This window comes from Nocardioides ureilyticus, assembly GCF_051280745.1.
Classification (GTDB): Bacteria; Actinomycetota; Actinomycetes; order Propionibacteriales; family Nocardioidaceae; genus Nocardioides.
The window spans coordinates 1-17,734 of sequence record NZ_JBNCOG010000002.1 but is presented as its reverse complement, the minus strand read 5'-3'; the positions used below and the strand labels follow the sequence as shown (position 1 = coordinate 17,734).

The 17,734-nt window shown below is 70.7% G+C and carries 13 protein-coding genes; 12 read left to right on the top strand and 1 reads right to left on the bottom strand.

Annotated features, from left to right (window positions below):
- Window positions 1-1,569: 1,569 nt before the first annotated feature.
- The 8 genes from ruvC (at window position 1,570) to ACSMHG_RS01365 (ending at window position 10,252) form a co-directional block, all read left to right on the top strand.
- Window positions 1,570-2,121 (top strand): crossover junction endodeoxyribonuclease RuvC, encoded by a 552-nt coding sequence (gene ruvC / locus ACSMHG_RS01400; protein WP_435741554.1) that lies wholly within the window; start codon window positions 1,570-1,572, stop codon window positions 2,119-2,121.
- Window positions 2,118-2,729, top strand: coding sequence for a Holliday junction branch migration protein RuvA (ruvA, locus tag ACSMHG_RS01395; RefSeq protein WP_435741553.1), 612 nt, complete (start codon window positions 2,118-2,120; stop codon window positions 2,727-2,729). Before ruvC ends, ruvA begins: the two co-directional genes overlap by 4 nt.
- A gap of 5 nt (window positions 2,730-2,734) precedes the next feature.
- Entirely contained in the window at window positions 2,735-3,808 is a 1,074-nt protein-coding gene (gene ruvB / locus ACSMHG_RS01390; protein WP_435741552.1) for a Holliday junction branch migration DNA helicase RuvB, read from the top strand.
- Window positions 3,809-3,932: 124 nt separating this feature from the next.
- Window positions 3,933-4,226, top strand: coding sequence for a preprotein translocase subunit YajC (yajC, locus tag ACSMHG_RS01385; protein ID WP_435741551.1), 294 nt, complete (start codon window positions 3,933-3,935; stop codon window positions 4,224-4,226).
- A gap of 1 nt (window position 4,227) precedes the next feature.
- Window positions 4,228-6,030: a protein translocase subunit SecD gene (secD, locus tag ACSMHG_RS01380; RefSeq protein ID WP_435741550.1), complete on the top strand. Its 1,803-nt coding sequence runs from the start codon at window positions 4,228-4,230 to the stop codon at window positions 6,028-6,030.
- On the top strand, window positions 6,030-7,295 hold the full coding sequence (secF, locus tag ACSMHG_RS01375; RefSeq protein WP_435741549.1) for a protein translocase subunit SecF: 1,266 nt from the start codon (window positions 6,030-6,032) through the stop codon (window positions 7,293-7,295). The genes secD and secF overlap by 1 nt, the downstream gene beginning before the upstream one ends.
- Window positions 7,296-7,344: 49 nt before the next feature.
- Complete coding sequence (locus tag ACSMHG_RS01370) at window positions 7,345-7,863, top strand: adenine phosphoribosyltransferase (RefSeq protein ID WP_435741743.1); 519 nt, start codon at window positions 7,345-7,347, stop codon at window positions 7,861-7,863.
- A 28-nt stretch (window positions 7,864-7,891) separates the two neighbouring features.
- On the top strand, window positions 7,892-10,252 hold the full coding sequence (locus tag ACSMHG_RS01365) for a RelA/SpoT family protein (protein WP_435741548.1): 2,361 nt from the start codon (window positions 7,892-7,894) through the stop codon (window positions 10,250-10,252).
- 164 nt (window positions 10,253-10,416) lie between these two features.
- On the opposite strand, the gene ACSMHG_RS01360 is transcribed toward ACSMHG_RS01365, so the two are convergent.
- Window positions 10,417-11,646, bottom strand: coding sequence for a DUF349 domain-containing protein (locus ACSMHG_RS01360; protein WP_435741547.1), 1,230 nt, complete (start codon window positions 11,644-11,646; stop codon window positions 10,417-10,419).
- A gap of 112 nt (window positions 11,647-11,758) precedes the next feature.
- Between ACSMHG_RS01360 and ACSMHG_RS01355 the strand changes: the two genes are divergently transcribed.
- The 4 genes from ACSMHG_RS01355 to ACSMHG_RS01340 all read left to right on the top strand — a co-directional run bounded on the left by ACSMHG_RS01355 (window position 11,759) and on the right by ACSMHG_RS01340 (window position 17,487).
- Complete coding sequence (locus tag ACSMHG_RS01355; protein ID WP_435741546.1) at window positions 11,759-12,493, top strand: MBL fold metallo-hydrolase; 735 nt, start codon at window positions 11,759-11,761, stop codon at window positions 12,491-12,493.
- A 3-nt stretch (window positions 12,494-12,496) separates the two neighbouring features.
- Window positions 12,497-13,873, top strand: a complete 1,377-nt coding sequence (hisS, locus tag ACSMHG_RS01350) for a histidine--tRNA ligase (protein WP_435741545.1) — start codon at window positions 12,497-12,499, stop codon at window positions 13,871-13,873.
- A complete protein-coding gene (gene aspS / locus ACSMHG_RS01345; RefSeq protein ID WP_435741544.1) occupies window positions 13,870-15,657 on the top strand; it encodes an aspartate--tRNA ligase in 1,788 nt (595 codons plus the stop codon). Before hisS ends, aspS begins: the two co-directional genes overlap by 4 nt.
- A 174-nt stretch (window positions 15,658-15,831) precedes the next feature.
- On the top strand, window positions 15,832-17,487 hold the full coding sequence (locus tag ACSMHG_RS01340; RefSeq protein WP_435741543.1) for a peptide ABC transporter substrate-binding protein: 1,656 nt from the start codon (window positions 15,832-15,834) through the stop codon (window positions 17,485-17,487).
- Window positions 17,488-17,734 lie beyond the last annotated feature (247 nt).

Sequence of the window (17,734 nt, the reverse complement as noted above, 5' to 3'; positions counted from 1 at the left end):
CGGTGGCACTGCACCCTTCGAAGCGACACGTCGCGCCATCAGGTCCCGCCATCCTCGCGACGGCGCCTCGTTGCGCGCTATGCGTAGCGGATGGCCCATGCCTCGCCAGGGCCTGGATCAGTCGACAATGCCATAGTCGGCGAAAGTCGCACACGGCCTTAGTGATGGAATCTCTCTTCTTCCCTTGACCCTCGGGTCTGCCTCGCGTACGTTTCTCGAAAGCAGTATAAGACTGCTCTCGGGATGGAGTTCGGATGCATTTCAAGCACGGTTTTGCCCTTGGTGTCGCTGCCTTCAGTGTGGCGATCTCGTCAAGTTTTGGCACGAGCGCGAGCGCTCAATCTGCGGAGGACACGCGACCTGTCGCTCGTGAGATATCGTCTAAGGTCTCATCTGCGGCATCGTGCAGTGAGTGGAAGTCGGCAGTCGCCGGTTATGGGACTTGGGCGGTGTCGCGAGACGACTGCCTGACGATCGGACCCGACTTCACTGGACATCAGGTGGGGTACACGTGGCAGGTTCCGCCCTACAGCAATGGTCGGATTTGTGTAGAGGGACGCGGGCACCGGTGGTCCAACAAGAAGCAGGATTACGTGAACCGCTGGTACTCGCTAGGCTGCGGAACGAGTGGCTCCGGCCGTGTTGATTGGGGTAGCCCCGGTCACCGTGGTGTCGCGGGAAGGAAGACGGTGCGGGCGATGGTTCAGCCTGGTTTCCTTGGCGGCGCTTACCGCTGGCAGTAGGGATTTCATCTCATTGTCAGAATAGGCGGCGGGAGGTTTTCGTGGTCGGCGTGGTTCCGAAGGCGGGACCACGCCGGCTCGCAATCGGGTCCTCCATGCCATAATCAGGGGCCATCTGCGTGTCGAGCGAGCGACCGGGGTGTTATTTGCAGTTGAGGCCTGCGGATGCAGGTCAGCTATGCGGGGTTCCCCGGGCGGCAGAGGTCCGGGGTGAAGTCAGGGACAGTTTCTCGGTTGGGCGTTCGAGTGACGCCGTGAATACCTGGAGTTGGCGGAAATTGCTTTGTGAACGTCTGCATACGGCTCGTGCCCGGAAGCGGACGTCGGTTCCGTGAATGGTAGGACCCTCGCGCCGTTCGTCATGCCAGCCGACAAGGCTTACGTGATCACGAGCGCCGCGCGGCTCTGCCGACCTTCCGTCCGGGTGCGCCGGCAACCACGAGCGTGGATGAAACCGGGTGCCTTGATAGCCGGCGGGTGTGAACTGCTCGATGTGCTCGCGTGCCCTCGCCTGGGAATGATCCTTGCTCAGCCCGGTCATGCCGGGTGCGCAGTGGCCTCTCCAATTGACGTGTTCAGACCCAATCGCTTAGCGGGGTCGCCACCGCCGAGGTGAGCGCTGGTTGCGCGGCGCTCCGGCGGCAGGTCGGTATACGCCGGCGCTCGGGCACGGCCGATGGATGCCGCCAATGGACCCTGTTGGCGCTGTCGGGCCCCAATCGAATCGCTGCCAAGAAATGAAACGTGTCGGGCGTGCGTGTCTGGCGGACTCGGTGGATGCGCAGGTTAGCCTTCTCCCGAACAGGAGTTCGAGGGAAGGTTTGCCATGCGCGTGCTCGGGATCGACCCCGGCCTGACCCGCTGCGGCATGGGCGTGGTCGAGGGGAACGTCGGCCGGCCACTGACCCTGGTCGACGTCAACGTCCTGCGGACCAGCTCCGACCGGCCGGTCGCGGAGCGCCTGGTGACCATCGAGAAGGGCGTCGACGCCTGGCTCGACGAGCACCAGCCGGACGCAGTCGCCGTCGAGCGCGTCTTCGCCCGCTCCGACGTCAGCACCGTCATGGGGACGGCACAGGCGAGCGGGATCGCCATGGTCTGCGCCGCCCGACGTGGCCTCCCGGTCGCCCTGCACACCCCCAGCGAGGTCAAGGCCGCGGTCTCGGGGAACGGCCGCGCGGACAAGGCCCAGGTCGGCCTGATGGTCGCCCGCATCCTCCGGCTGGGCGGCGTGCCGAAGCCCGCCGACGCCGCCGACGCCCTCGCCCTGGCCATCACCCACATCTGGCGCGGCGGCGCCCAGGCCCGCATCGACGCCGCCGTCGCCGCGGCGCGTGGTCTCGACGAGCTCGACCAGCGACAGAGGAGCACCAGTTGATCGCCTTCGTCCGCGGCCAGGTCGCCACGGTCACCCTGTCCAGCGCCGTCGTCGAGGTCGGTGGCGTGGGGCTGGAGCTGCTCTGCACCCCGGGCACCCTCGCCGGCCTGCGCCCCGGGCAGGCCGCGACCCTGCCGACGAGCATGGTCGTGCGCGAGGACTCCCTGACCCTGTTCGGCTTCGCCGACGAGGACGAGAAGGCCGTCTTCGAGCTCGTCCAGACCGCCTCGGGCGTCGGCCCGAAGCTCGCCCAGGCGATGGTCGCGGTCCTCAGCCCCGACGACCTGCGCCGCGCGATCGCCGCCGACGACGTCAAGACCCTGACCAAGGTGCCCGGTGTCGGGCAGAAGGGCGCGCAACGCATCATCCTCGAGCTCAAGGACCGCATCGGCGCGCCCACCGGCGGTCCCGCGCGCACCGCTCCGGTGGCCGGCGAGGCGCCGTGGCGCGACCAGGTCCGCCAGGGCCTGGTCGGGCTGGGCTGGTCGACCAAGGACGCCGAGAAGGCCGTCGACGCCGTCGGGCCCCAAGCCGAGGGCCAGCCCGGCGACGCCCCCGACGTCGCCGCGCTCCTGCGGGCCGCGCTGCGCACGCTGAGCAAGGCCTGAGCCCGGTGCCCTTCCACGAGGACGAACTCGACACCGCCGAGGACACCCACCTCCGGTCGCTGACCGCCGCCGAGGCCGAGGGTGACGAGCGGGCCGTGGAGGCCGCGCTCCGTCCACGCAGCCTCGACGAGGTGGTCGGCCAGGCACGCGTGCGGGACCAGCTCGGCCTGGTCCTGGAAGCGGCGCGGCGCCGCGGGCGGGCGCCGGACCACGTGCTCCTCAGCGGTCCACCCGGGCTCGGCAAGACGACCCTCGCGATGATCATCGCCGCCGAGATGTCCGTGCCGCTGCGGCTGACCAGCGGCCCCGCGATCACCCACGCCGGCGACCTGGCCGCGATCCTCAGCGGGCTGAACGAGGGCGACGTGCTCTTCGTCGACGAGATCCACCGCATGTCCCGGCCGGCCGAGGAGATGCTCTACATGGCGATGGAGGACTTCCGGGTCGACGTGGTCATCGGGAAGGGGCCGGGTGCGACGGCCATCCCGCTCGACATCCCGCCGTTCACGCTGGTCGGGGCCACCACGCGCGCTGGGCTCCTGCCCGGACCCCTCCGCGACCGGTTCGGCTTCACCGCCCACCTGGAGTTCTACGAGCCGGCCGAGCTCGACCTCATCGTTTACCGCTCGGCGGGGTTGCTCGGGGTGGAGCTCACCGACGACGGCAGCGCCGAGATCGCCATGCGGTCGCGGGGGACCCCCCGGATCGCGAACCGCCTGCTGCGCCGGGTGCGGGACTACGCCCAGGTCCGTGCCGACGGCACGGTGACCCGACCGGTCGCCGAAGCGGCACTCGACCTCTACGAGGTCGACCAGCTGGGTCTGGACCGCCTCGACCGGGCGGTGCTCGACGTGCTCTGCCGCCGCTTCGGCGGCGGGCCGGTCGGTGTCTCGACCCTCGCGGTGGCCGTGGGGGAGGAGCGCGAGACCGTCGAGGAGGTCGCCGAGCCGTTCCTGGTCCGCAACGGCTTCCTCTCTCGCACGCCGCGCGGTCGGGTGGCGACGCCCGCGGCCTGGGCGCACCTCGGGCTCGCCGCGCCGGCGGCAGCGGCTGACGAGGGCACCCTCTTCGACGACTGAGGGGCACCCGCCGGCGCCGCGGGATTCGTCCGTTCGGGTGGTCGGCTAGGTATGCTCTCCCGTCGGCTGCCCCGGGACTCGCCCGGCTGCGCGGCCTCCCCGTCACCGCTCGAGAGGTCTCGTTGTGCAGGAGCTCGCCTCCCTGTTGCCCCTGGTGGGCATCGCACTCCTCTTCTGGCTCCTCATCATCCGGCCGGCTTCCCGGCGCCAGAAGGAACTCGCCCGCATGCAGTCGTCGTTGACGGTAGGAGACGAGGTCGTCCTGACCTCCGGCTTCCTCGGTACCGTCCGCGAGCTGCATGACGACACCGTCCGGCTCGAGCTCGCCGAGGGCGTCGTCGTGACGGTCGCCCGCGGTGCGATCGGCACGATCGCCCCCCAGCAGGGGCTCGTCGACGACGAGCCGAAGGAGATCTGAGATGGCACGCAAGCCCCTCCCGGGACGCACGCTGGTGGCGTTCTTCGTCGGAATGGCCCTGCTCTACGGCCTGGTGGCCCTGGCCGGTGACTGGAAGCCCCAGCTCGGCCTCGACCTCCAGGGCGGCACCCGGATCACCCTGGTCGCCACCGACGAGGAGCCGGCCGCCGACAGCCTCGAGCAGGCGCGCCAGATCATCGACAGCCGAGTCAACGGCGGCGGCGTCACCGAGGCGGACGTCGTCGTCGAGGGCGACAACCTGATCGTCGTCGAGATCCCCGGTGCCCAGCGCCGCGACCTCATCGAGACCGTGAAGCGGCAGGCGCAGCTCCGCTTCCGCCTGGTCGCCTGCTCCGAGGTCGTCCCGGGCCCGTGCGCCACCGGTGCGCCGGCCCCGACGGTGGACCCGAGCACCGGTCTGCCCGAAGGCTCGACCGTCGAGGTCCAGCCGAACTCGGGTGGCGACCAGGGCGGCAACGGCGCAGGCAACGGAGCCGGCAACGGCGCAGGCAACGGCGCAGGCAACGGAGCTGGCAACCAGGATGGCGCCAGCAACCGGGCGCCGGTCGGCTTCGCCCGCGCCGGTCTCCCGGCGGCGGAGCCGAGCGACGCGCCCTCGGAGGACGCCACCGAGGAGCCGAGCGAGGGCCCGTCCCAGGGCGTCCAGCCGATCGAGCCGCCGGAGGGTGGTGAGCAGGTCGACCAGCCGCTGCAGTGGGTCGACTCCCCGAACCAGGCCGCCATCGAGGCGTACAACGAGTTCCAGTGCCCGCCCGAGGACGAGGGGCTCAGCGTCGTTGACGACCCCGACCGGCCGCTGGTCACCTGCGAGTACTCCGAGGAGGACGAAAGCCTCCCGCCCGTCAAGTACCTCCTCTCCGCCGCGGCGATCGAGGGCACCCAGCTCACCGACGCCGCCGCCCAGATCCCCCAGACCGGCACCGAGTGGGTCGTCACGCTGAGCTTCAACGGCGAGGCCACCGAGACCTTCGCCGACATCTCGCGAAAGCTGTTCAACAACGGCGGCCAGTTCGCGGTCGTGCTCGACGGCGAGGTGATCTCCGCGCCGAGAATGGACAACGTCATCAGCAACGGCGAGGCGCAGATCTCGGGCAGCTTCACCGAGGCGAGCGCCCAGAGCCTGGCCACCAGCCTGAAGTTCGGCGCGCTGCCGATCGCCTTCCAGGACGACGTGTCGACCGAGACCATCGGTCCCTCGCTCGCCGGCAACCAGCTCGAGGCGGGGCTGTGGGCCGGCGCCGCCGGCCTCGGCCTGGTGATGCTCTACTGCCTGCTCTACTACCGCGGGCTCGGCCTCGTCGTGCTCGGCTCCCTGGCCGTCGCGGCCCTGGTCACCTACGCGCTGGTGCTGCTGCTGTCGGAGACCGCGGGCTTCACGCTGACGCTGCCGGGCATCGCCGGGTTCATCATCGCGGTCGGTGTCACCGCCGACTCCTTCATCCTCTTCTTCGAGCGCATCCGGGACGAGATGCGCGAGGGCAAGTCGATGCGGGTCGCGGTGGAGACCGGCTGGAAGCGCGCGCGGGTCACCCGGCTCGCAGCGAACACGGTCTCGCTGCTCTCGGCGGCGGTGCTCTACATCTTCGCGACCGGCGCGGTGAAGGGGTTCGGCTTCGCGCTCGGCCTCTCCACGCTGATCGACCTCGCCGTGCTGTTCTGGTTCACCAAGCCGGCGGTGTCGTACCTCGCGCGCTACCGGTTCTTCAACGGCGGCGGCCGCCTCTCCGGCCTCAGCCCCGAGACGCTCGGCATGGACCGGGTCCCCGCAGGAGGTAGGGCCTGATGGGCAAGTTCTCCCGGCTCGGCAACGAGCTCTACAACGGCGGCCGGTCGATCGACTTCATCGGTCGCAAGCCGCTGTGGTACGCCATCACCGCGGCCCTCGTCGGGCTGGCGATCGGCATCGTGGTCGTCAAGGGCCTCAACTTCGGCATCGAGTTCACCGGCGGCACCCAGTTCCGGGTCGCCGCCACCGAGCCCGCGACCCAGGAGGACGCCGACGCGCTGCGTCAGGCGATCGACGACGCCGGCATCGAGGGAGCGGGCAACGCGGTGGTGACGACCGCGGGCAACTCGCTGCTCGTGCAGACCGAGGACCTCTCGCCGGAGGCGAACGAGGCCGTCACCAGCGTCATCGCCGAGACCGTCGACGTCGCGGACCCGGTCAACGACATCTCCCAGGACGAGATCGGCGCGAGCTGGGGCCAACAGGTCGCCGAGCGCGCGATCATCGGCGTCGCCGTCTTCCTCGGCCTGGTGATGATCTTCATCTGGCTGTACTTCCGCGAGTGGAAGATGTCGATCGCGGCCATGGTCGCGCTCTTCCACGACATCGCCATCACCGTCGGCGTGTACGCGCTGTCAGGCTTCCCGGTCACGCCGTCGGCCGTCACGGGACTCCTGGCCATCCTCGGCTTCTCGCTCTACGACACCGTCGTCGTCTTCGACAAGGTGCGCGAGAACACCAACGAGTACCGCCAGCCGGGCCAGTCGTACGCCGACGCGGCGAACCTCGCCGTCAACCAGACCCTCGTGCGCTCGATCAACACCGGCATCGTGGCGCTCATCCCGATCGGCGCCATCCTCTGGGTCAGCACCATCCAGCTCGGGGCCAGCTCGCTGCAGGACCTGGCGCTCTCCCAGTTCGTGGGCATGGCCGCCGGCGTCTACTCCTCGGTGTTCCTGGCGCCGCGCGTCCTCGTGCACCTGAAGTCGAACGAGACCGAGATCAAGCTGCAGGAGCGACGCGCCAAGGCACGTGCCCGTGCCGCTGCGGACCCGTACGCCTCGGTGCCGTCGTTCGCCGACGACATGCCGGTCGCCGACGAGCCGGCGTGGGACCCCGAGCGCGACGAGGAGCTCCTCGGCGGGGAGCGCCCCGAGGACCAGCGCCCGACCGCACCTCCCGCCGCACCGGCCGCGGGTCACCCCGAGGCTTCCGGTCGCGGCCGGGTCGTGCCGCCCGCCAAGGGTGAGGTACGTCCGAGCGGTGCCGCGGGGCGGGTGCAACCGACCCGGCAGACCCGGTCCAAGCGCGGCAAGGGCTGAGGTGTCGCGCGCAGCCGCGGGTGCCCACGCCGCAGCGGGGCGAGCCGCGCTGGACCGGCTCGTCGTCGACGTCCCCGACTTCCCCGAGCCGGGGATCGTCTTCAAGGACGTCACCCCGCTGCTGGCCGACCACGACGGCCTGACCGCCGTGGTCGAGGCCCTCGCCGACGCCGGCCGGGACGCGGAGGGCCGGACGGTGGTCGACAAGGTCGTCGGCATGGAGGCCCGCGGCTTCATCCTCGCCGCACCGGTCGCCCTCGCCCTCGGAGCCGGGTTCGTGCCGGTCCGCAAGGCGGGGAAGCTCCCGCGCGCGACGCACGCGGTCTCCTACTCCCTCGAGTACGGCGAGGCGACGCTCGAGCTGCACCGCGACGCCCTCTCCGCGGGGGAGCGGGTGCTGCTCGTCGACGACGTGCTGGCGACCGGCGGCACCGTCCGCGCCACCCGCGAGCTGATCGAGAGGTGCGGTGCCGAGCCCGCCGCCGTCAGCGTCCTGCTCGAGCTGGGCGCCCTGGGCGGCCGGGAGCTGGCCGGTGACCTGCCGGTGCACAGCCTGGCCGTCATCTGAGCTCGGCGCCTGTGCCTAGACTGCTGTGGTGACCGAGGACCGCACCCCGGCCCCGGGTGGGGGGCGCGCACCGGCGAAGCCGCGGCCGCCCCGGCCGCGCCCGGCGGAGGGCGCCGGTGCTCCGCCGTCCTCGACCCGCGGCATGCGGGCCCGGCTGGCCCGGATGGGCACGAAGAACCAGCCGGGCAACCCCGTGCTGGAGCCGCTCTTCCGCGCGGTCCGGGCGAACCATCCCAAGGCCGACCTGGCCCTCCTCGAGCGCGCCTACACGGTCGCGGAGGAGATGCACGGCAGCCAGATGCGCAAGAGCGGTGACCCCTACATCACCCACCCGCTCGCGGTCACCACGATCCTCGCCGGCATCGGCATGACCGAGCCGACGCTGGTCGCGTCGCTGCTCCACGACACGGTCGAGGACACGCCGTACACCCTCGACCAGCTGCGCAAGGACTTCGGCGACGAGGTCGCCCAGCTCGTCGACGGCGTGACGAAGCTGGACAAGGTCGTCTACGGCGACACCGCCGAGGCCGAGACGATCCGCAAGATGATCGTCGCGATGTCGCGCGACATCCGGGTGCTGGTCATCAAGCTCGCGGACCGGCTGCACAACATGCGCACCCTGCGCTACGTCAAGCAGGAGACCCAGGAGCGCAAGGCCCGCGAGACGCTCGACATCTACGCGCCGCTGGCCCACCGGCTCGGCATGAACACCTTGAAGTGGGAGCTGGAGGACCTCGCTTTCGCGACGCTCCACCCGAAGATCTACGACGAGATCGTCCGGATGGTGGCCGAGCGGGCGCCGTCGCGCGACCAGTTCCTCGCCGAGGTGATCAGCCAGGTCGAGAACGACCTGCGCGAGGCGAAGGTGCGGGCGACCGTCACCGGCCGGCCCAAGCACTACTACTCGATCTACCAGAAGATGATCGTCGGAGGCCGCGACTTCTCCGACATCTACGACCTGGTCGGCATCCGGGTCCTCGTCGACGAGGACCGCGACTGCTACTCGGTCCTCGGCGTGCTCCACTCGCGGTGGAACCCGGTCCTGGGTCGGTTCAAGGACTACGTCGCGATGCCGAAGTTCAACATGTACCAGTCGCTGCACACGACGGTCATCGGCCCGGCGGGCAAGCCGGTCGAGGTGCAGATCCGGACCTTCGCGATGCACCGGCGCGCGGAGTACGGCGTCGCGGCGCACTGGAAGTACAAGGAGGACGGCCGAGCCGGCGTCGACACCGACCGCCGCGCCGACGCACAGTCCTCGTCCGGGGGCGACATGACCTGGGTCCGGCAGCTGCTGGACTGGCAGAACGAGGTGGAGGACCCGGGCGAGTTCCTGGAGTCGCTGCGGTTCGAGATCAACCGGGCGGAGACCTACGTCTTCACCCCCCGCGGTGACGTGATCGCGCTGCCGGCGGGCTCGACGCCGGTGGACTTCGCCTACGCCGTGCACACCGAGGTCGGCCACCACACGATCGGGGCGCGCGTCAACGGACGCCTCGTCCCGCTGGAGTCGACCCTCGAGAACGGCGACGTCGTCGAGGTCTTCACCTCGAAGTCGGAGAACGCCGGTCCCTCCCGCGACTGGCTCACCTTCGTCCGGTCACCCCGGGCCCGCTCCAAGATCCGTCAGTGGTTCTCCAAGGAGCGCCGCGAGGAGGCGATCGAGCAGGGCAAGGAGCAGATCGCCAAGCTCATGCGCAAGGAGGGGCTCCCGCTCAAGCGGCTGATGTCGCACGAGTCGCTGATGCTGGCCGCCGAGCACTTCAAGATCGCCGACGTCTCGGCCCTCTACGCTGCGGTCGGGGAGGGCAACCTCTCCGCGCAGGCGGTGGTCAAGCGGGTCATCGAGGTGCACGGCGGCAGCGACGCCGCCCAGGAGGACCTCGCCGAGGCGGTCACCATCACGGGTCGTCGCGGCCGGTCGAAGGTGGCGACCGGCGGTGACGCCGGCGTCATCGTGAAGGGCGCGCCCGACGTGTGGGTGAAGCTGGCCAAGTGCTGCACGCCCGTGCCGCCCGACGACATCCTCGGCTTCGTGACCAAGGGCGGCGGGGTCTCGGTGCACCGGCAGGACTGCACGAACGCCGCCTCGCTGAAGAGCCAGCCCGAGAAGCTGCTCGACGTCGAGTGGGCGCCGACCGGGTCGTCCACCTTCCTGGTCAACATCCAGGTCGAGGCGCTGGACCGGGCGCGGCTGCTCTCGGACATCACGATGGTGCTGTCCGACGCCCACGTGAACATCCTGAGCGCCAGCCTCTCCACCACCCGGGACCGGGTGGCGAAGACCCGGTTCACCTTCGAGATGGCCGAGGCCAAGCACCTCGACACGGTGCTGCGGGCCGTCCGCGGCGTGCCCGGGGTCTTCGACGCCTACCGCGTCACGTCCTAGCGGCTGGCCGGTCGGCTGGTTGAGGGAGTCGGCTGGTTGGTGAGGTTCCGCTGGGAACCGTCTCGAAACCGGCCATCGTGGGGGTGGGGTTTCGAGACAGGCGCTGCGCGCCTTCCTCAACCGGCGGGGTCGGCGCTGGGCGCCTTCCTCGACCGTCGGTCGGCTCAGCCGGAGAACTCGGCCGAGGCCTTGCGAGCCATCTCCAGGAACTGCTGGCGCGAGGCGAGGTCGTCCTCGAGCTGGCGCACCTTCTTCTCGTCCCCGGCGGCCCGGGCGCGGTCCAGTTTCGCCTGCACCTCGGCGATCGCCGACTCCAGCTTGAGCACCATGTCCGACGCGCGGGCGGACTTCTCCGGGTCCGAGCGCTTCCACTGGTCGTCCTCGACGGAGCGGATGGCCTGCTCGACCTTCCGGATGCGGCCCTCGAGCTCCTTCATCCGGTCCCGCGGCACCTTCCCCGCGGCGTCCCATCGCTCGGCGATGTCGCGGAACGCCCGCTTGGCGGTGTCCAGGTCCCGCACCGGCAGCAGCGCCTCGGCCTCGACCAGCAGCTGCTCCTTGACCTCCGCGTTCGCGGCGAACTCCTGGTCCTGCTCAGCCGCGGCGGCGTCGCGCGCGCCGAAGAACTGGTCCTGCGCCCCGCGGAACCGCTTCCACAGCGCGTCGTCGACCTCCTTCGGCGCCGGCCCGGCCGCCTTCCACTCCCGCATCAGGTCCCGGTAGCGGCCCGAGGTGGGGCCCCACTCGGTGGAGCCGGCGAGCGCCTCGGCCTCCACGACCAGCCGCTCCTTGACCTGCCGCGCCGCGTCGCGCTTCTCGTTCTGCTCGGCGAAGTGCGCCTTGCGGCGCCGGGTGTAGGCCGTACGGGCGGTGGAGAAGCGCTTCCAGAGGGCGTCGTCGGAGGGCCGGTCGATCCGGGGGAGCGCCTTCCACTGCTCGAGCAGGTCGCGCAGGCGGTTCGCGCCGTGGCGCCAGTCGGAGCCCTCGGCGATCTTCTCGGCCTCGCCGACCAGCTTCTCCTTGGCCGCCTTCGCCTCGGCGGACCGCGCGGCCTTCTCCGCCTTGCGCTGCTCGCGCTGGCTCGCGATCACCGGCGCGAGCGCGTCGAGGCGGGCCCCGAGCGCGGCCAGGTCACCGACCGCGTGCGCGTCGGTCACCTGCGCACGGACGGTCTTGACGGACTCGGTCGCCTCCTCGGGGGACAGCACCCCCGAGCGGACCCGCTGCTCGAGCAGCTCGACCTCGAAGGCGAGGGCGTCGTAGCGCTCGGTGAAGAACGTCAGCGCCTCCTCGGGCGTGCCCTCGGGGTACTGGCCGACGGAGCGCTCCCCGTCAGCGGTCCGGACGTAGACGGTGCCGTCGTCGTCGACTCGGCCCCACTCATGGCTCGTCACTGCTGGTCCCTCGCGTCGGTGGTCGGCGCGCGGCTCGCACGCACGGGCGCCATGCTAGTCACCCGGCCGCACCGGTGCGGGCGCAGCCGACCGTGCCCGGTAGCCTGAGCCGGTGCTGATCGCCGGATTCCCCGCGGGTCCCTGGGGGACGAACTGCTACGTCGCCGCCACCGGCGCGGGCACCGAGTGCGTCGTCATCGACCCCGGCAAGGACAGCGCGGAGGGTGTGGCCCAGGTGGTCCGCGAGCACCGGCTCAAGCCGGTCGCGGTCCTGGTGACCCACGGCCACGTCGACCACATGTGGTGCGTCGCTCCGGTGGCCGGGACCTACGACGCCACCGCGTGGATCCACCCCGACGACCGGCACCTGCTGACCGACCCGATGGCCGGCATGTCCCGCGAGACGACTCAGATGCTGCTCGGTGGCAGCTACGAGTGGGCCGAGCCGGACGACGTCCGGGAGCTCTCGGACTCCCAGGAGCTCGAGCTGGCCGGCCTCCGGTTCGTCGTCGACCACACCCCCGGCCACACCGAGGGCTCGGTCACCTTCCGCACGCCGTACCAGGAGCAGGGCCCTGCGACCGGCTCAGGACCAGACGTCAGCGAGGTCATGTTCTCCGGAGACCTGCTCTTCGCCGGCTCCATCGGTCGCACCGACCTTCCCGGCGGAGACCACCCGACGATGCTGCGGAGCCTGCGGGAGAAGGTGCTCACGCTGCCCGACGACATCGTCGTCCTGCCGGGCCACGGCGAGCAGACCTCCGTCGGGCGCGAGCGCGCCACCAACCCGTACCTGCTCGACCTCATCGACGGCGGCCCGGCCGGCCGCGTCACCCGGGGGCTCTGAGCCGTGGCCAAGCCGACCCCGCTGAGCGGGTTCCCCGAGCTGTTGCCGGAGCAGCGCGTCGTCGAGCAGCAGGTCGTCGACACGCTGCGACGCGTCTTCGAGCTGCACGGCTTCGCCGGCATCGAGACGCGCGCCGTGGAGCCGATGGACCAGCTGCTGCGCAAGGGCGACACCTCCAAGGAGGTCTACGTCCTGCGGCGGCTGCAGGAGAGCGACAGCGCGACCGACTCCGGCCTCGGCCTCCACTTCGACCTCACCGTCCCCTTCGCGCGGTTCGTCCTCGAGAACGCCGGCAAGCTCGAGTTCCCCTTCCGCCGCTACCAGGTGCAGAAGGCGTGGCGGGGCGAGCGGCCGCAGGAGGGTCGGTTCCGCGAGTTCACCCAGGCCGACATCGACATCATCGGCAAGGACGAGCTGCCCTTCCACCACGACGTCGAGGTCGCGCGAGTGATGGTGGAGGCGCTGTCGACCCTCACTTTCCTGCCGCCGTTCCGGCTGCAGGTCAACAACCGCAAGCTGATCCAGGGCTTCTACGCCGGTCTCGGCGCTCCGGACCCGGCCGAGGTCATGCGCCTGGTCGACAAGCTCGACAAGCTCCCCGTCGAGAGCGTGCACGGCCTGCTCGTCGACGAGGCCGGCCTCACCCCGGAGCAAGCCGACCGCTGCCTCGAGCTGGCGACGATCCGGAGCAGCGACGACTCCTTCGTCGACCGCGTCCGCGCGCTCGGTGTCACCGACCCGCTGCTCGAGGAGGGGCTGGCCGAGCTGGCGGAGCTGGTGCGCCGGTGCGCGCCGCTCGCCGGCGAGAAGGTCACCATCGAGGCCGACCTCTCCATCGCCCGTGGCCTGGACTACTACACCGGGACGGTCTTCGAGACCCGCCTCGAGGGGAGCGAGTCCCTCGGGTCGATCTGCTCCGGCGGGCGCTACGACGCCCTGGCCAGCGACGGCCGGACGACGTACCCGGGTGTCGGCATCTCGCTCGGCGTCAGCCGGGTGCTCGTGCCGCTGCTCAACCGCGGGGTGCTCGTGGCCGACCGGAAGGTCCCCTCCGCCGTGCTCGTCGCCCTGACCAGCGAGGAGACGCGGGCCGAGGCCGACGACGTCGCGACCGCGCTGCGCCGCAACGGAGTCGCCTGCGAGGTGGCGGCCGCGGCCCAGAAGTTCGGCAAGCAGATCCGCTACGCCGAGCGCCGGGGCATCCCGTACGTCTGGTTCACCGGCGAGGACGGCCACCAGGTCAAGGACATCCGCACGGGGGAGCAGGTCGCGGCCGATCCGGCCACCTGGACCCCGCCCACCGACGACCTCCGACCGAAGGTGGTCTCGACACGCTCGACCACCGAACGCACCGACCGACCCAAGGAGCAGCAGCAGTGATCCGCACCCATGACGCCGGCGCCCTCCGCGCCGAGCACGTCGGCCAGACCGTCACCCTCGCCGGGTGGGTGGCCAACCGACGCGATCACGGGGGCGTCGCCTTCATCGATCTGCGCGAGGCCAGCGGCGTCGTCCAGGTCGTCATCCGCGACGAGGAGGTCGCCCACCAGCTGCGCGCGGAGTACTGCCTCAAGGTCGTCGGCGAGGTGACCGCGCGCAAGGAGGGCAACGAGAACCCCAACCTCGCGACCGGCGCCATCGAGGTCGTCGCGAACGAGGTGCAGGTCCTCAGCGCCGCCGCACCGCTGCCCTTCCCGATCAGCGACCACGTCGACGTGGGGGAGGAGGTCCGGCTGCGCCACCGCTACCTCGACCTCCGCCGCTCGGGCCCCGCCTCGGCCATCCGGCTGCGCAGCAAGGTCAACAAGGCCGCCCGAGACGTGCTCGACCGGCACGGCTTCGTCGAGGTGGAGACCCCGACGCTGACCCGGAGCACCCCGGAGGGCGCCCGCGACTTCCTCGTCCCGGCGCGCCTGCACCCCGGCAGCTGGTACGCCCTGCCGCAGAGCCCGCAGCTGTTCAAGCAGCTGCTCATGGTCGGCGGCCTGGAGCGGTACTACCAGATCGCGCGCTGCTACCGCGACGAGGACTTCCGTGCCGACCGGCAGCCGGAGTTCACCCAGCTCGACATCGAGATGTCCTTCGTGGAGCAGGAGGACGTCATCGCGCTGATGGAGGACGTCCTGGCGCAGATGTGGGCCCTCATCGACGTCGAGATCCCGCGCCCGATCCCGCGGATGACCTACGCCGAGGCGATGGCGCGGTTCGGTTCGGACAAGCCCGACCTGCGGATGGGCCAGGAGCTGGTCGAGTGCACCGACTACTTCAAGGACACGCCGTTCCGCGTCTTCCAGGCGGAGTACGTCGGTGCCGTCGTCATGCCGGGCGGCGCCTCCCAGCCGCGCAAGCAGCTCGACGCATGGCAGGAGTGGGCCAAGCAGCGCGGCGCCCGCGGCCTGGCCTACGTGCTGCTCCAGGAGGACGGGACGCTCGGTGGGCCGGTGGCGAAGAACCTCTCCGAGGAGGAGAAGGCCGGCCTCGCCGCGCACGTGGGTGCGCAGACCGGCGACTGCGTCTTCTTCGCCGCGGGCGCGACCAAGTCCAGCCGCGCCCTGCTCGGCGCCGCCCGGCTGGAGATCGGCCGGCGCTGCGGGCTCATCGACGAGTCGGCGTTCGCCTTCACCTGGGTCGTCGACGCACCCCTCTTCGAGCCGGCCAGCGAGGCGGTCGCCAGCGGCGACGTCGCGGTCGGCGCAGGAGCCTGGACGGCGGTGCACCACGCGTTCACGAGCCCGAAGCCGGAGTTCCTCGACTCTCTCGAGTCCGACCCGGGCAGCGCACTGGCCTACGCCTACGACATCGTCTGCAATGGCAGCGAGCTGGGCGGCGGCTCGATCCGTATCCACCGCGAGGACGTGCAGAAGCGCGTCTTCTCGGTGATGGGCATCGGCGAGGAGGAGGCGCAGGAGAAGTTCGGCTTCCTCCTCGACGCCTTCAAGTACGGCGCCCCGCCGCACGGTGGCATCGCGGTCGGGATGGACCGGATCTGCGCGATCCTCGCCGGCGCCGACTCGATCCGCGACGTCATCGCCTTCCCCAAGTCCGGTGGCGGCTTCGACCCGCTGACGGCCGCCCCGGCGCCGATCACGCCGGAGCAGCGCAAGGAGGCCGGCGTCGACGCCGTGCCCGAGAAGACGCCCGAGAAGACGCCCGACGAGAGCTGAGTCCTGCGGGCCCGCGGCCCCTGCATGCACAACTCGGTAACGATTACGCCGGTGTGTCCACGGGTCGAGACCAAACCGTTACGCCGGGGTGATCGCAAGGTGAAGGCCGGTCCCCTAGAGTTCCCGGCGCGGTCCGCAATGGTCTGGACCGTGCAACCACGAAAGGGAGAACAGATGCGACGTGTTCCACGCTCCATCGCCCTCGCTTCCTCCACGATCTTCCTCGCCGCGTCCCTCGCGGCGTGCGGCGGGGACGACGGCGGCAGCGGGTCCGAGAACAACGGTGGCGACCAGGCCGGCGGTGAGATCACCGTCCGGGGATGCAACCCGGAGAACCCCCTCGTCCCCGGGAACACCGCAGAGACCTGCGGCGGCAACGTCCTCGACGTGACGACGGCCAAGCTCATCAAGTACGGCACCGAGGACGCGGCGCCGACCATGGACATCGCCGAGTCGATCGAGACCGACGACAACCAGAACTTCACGGTGAAGCTCAAGGACGACTACATGTTCTCCGACGGCACCCAGGTGACCGCGCAGAGCTTCGTCGACGCCTGGAACTACAACGCCTACGGCCCCAACGCCTACCAGGGCAGCTACTTCTTCGAGCCGATCCAGGGCTACGACGAGCTGCAGTGCACCGGTGACGGCGACGACCCGTGCGCCGGCAACGGCATGCCCGCGGCCGAGGAGCTCACGGGCCTCGAGGTCGTCGACGACCTGACCTTCACCATCCAGACGAAGCAGAAGGTGTCGAACCTGCCGCTGCGCCTGGGGTACACCGCCTTCGCGCCGTACCCCGAGGTCTTCTTCGAGGACCCCGAGGCCTTCGGCCAGAACCCCGTCTCCGCCGGGCCCTACGCAGTGACCGAGTTCACCCAGAACGAGCGCATCGTGGTGGAGAAGAACGAGGACTACTCCGGTGAGTTCCCGGGCAACGTCGACAAGATCACCTTCCAGATCTACAACGACCCGGCCGCGGCCTACGCCGACGTGGTGGCGGGGAACCTCGACGTGACCGACGAGATCCCGACCAACGTCCTCCAGGACGACATCTGGCTCGAGGACCTCCAGGACCGGGGCACCAGCCGCGAGCAGGGCGTCATCCAGACCATGGGCATCGACCCGACGGTCGACCAGCGCCTCGACGACCCGCGCCTGCGCGCCGCCATCTCGATGGCGATCGACCGGGAGACGATCACCGAGCAGATCTTCGCCGGGGCCGCTGCGCCGGCCGACGGCTGGGTCTCCCCGGTCGTCGACGGCTACATCGAGGGCCAGTGCGGTGAGAACTGCACGTACGACCCCGAGGCCGCGAAGGCGCTGTGGGACGAGGCCGGCGGCATCCAGGGCGGCCTGACCCTGACCTACAACGGTGACGGCGACCACGGTCCGTGGACCGAGGCGGTCTGCAACTCGATCCGCGAGGCGCTCGACGTCGAGTGCACCCCGTCCCCGACGGTCGACTTCGCCACCTACCTCACTGACCTGGGCAACCGCGAGGTCGAGGGCCTGTTCCGCATGGGTTGGCAGATGGACTACCCGTCCATCGAGAACTTCCTGGTGCCGCTCTACTCCGAGGGCGCGTCGTCGAACTACTACGGCTTCGCGAACGAGGATTTCCAGCGCCTGACCACCGAGGCCGCCGCGGCGCCGTCGGTCGAGGAGGCCAACGAGCTCTACCAGGAGGCCGAGCGGGTCCTCGCCGAGGACATGCGGGTCATCCCGCTGTGGTTCACCACCGGTCAGGTCGGCTGGTCCGAGGACGTCGCGGGCGTGGAGCTCAACGCGTTCGGCGTGCCGGACTACGCCAACATCGAGCTGAACTGATCCTGCTCGATTGATCCAAGCGTGGGGGGGGGGGGGGGGGGGGGGGGGGGGGGGGCGGCCCCCCCGCGGCGGGGGCCCCCCCCCCCCCCCCCCCCCCCCCCCCCCGCGGCACGGGGAGAAGACCTCCGTCGTGCGCGAGCCCGCCACCAACCCGTACCTGCTCTACCTCATCGACGGCGGCCCGGCCGGCCGCGTCACCCGGGGGCTCTGAGCCGTGGCCAAGCCGACCCCGCTGAGCGGGTTCCCC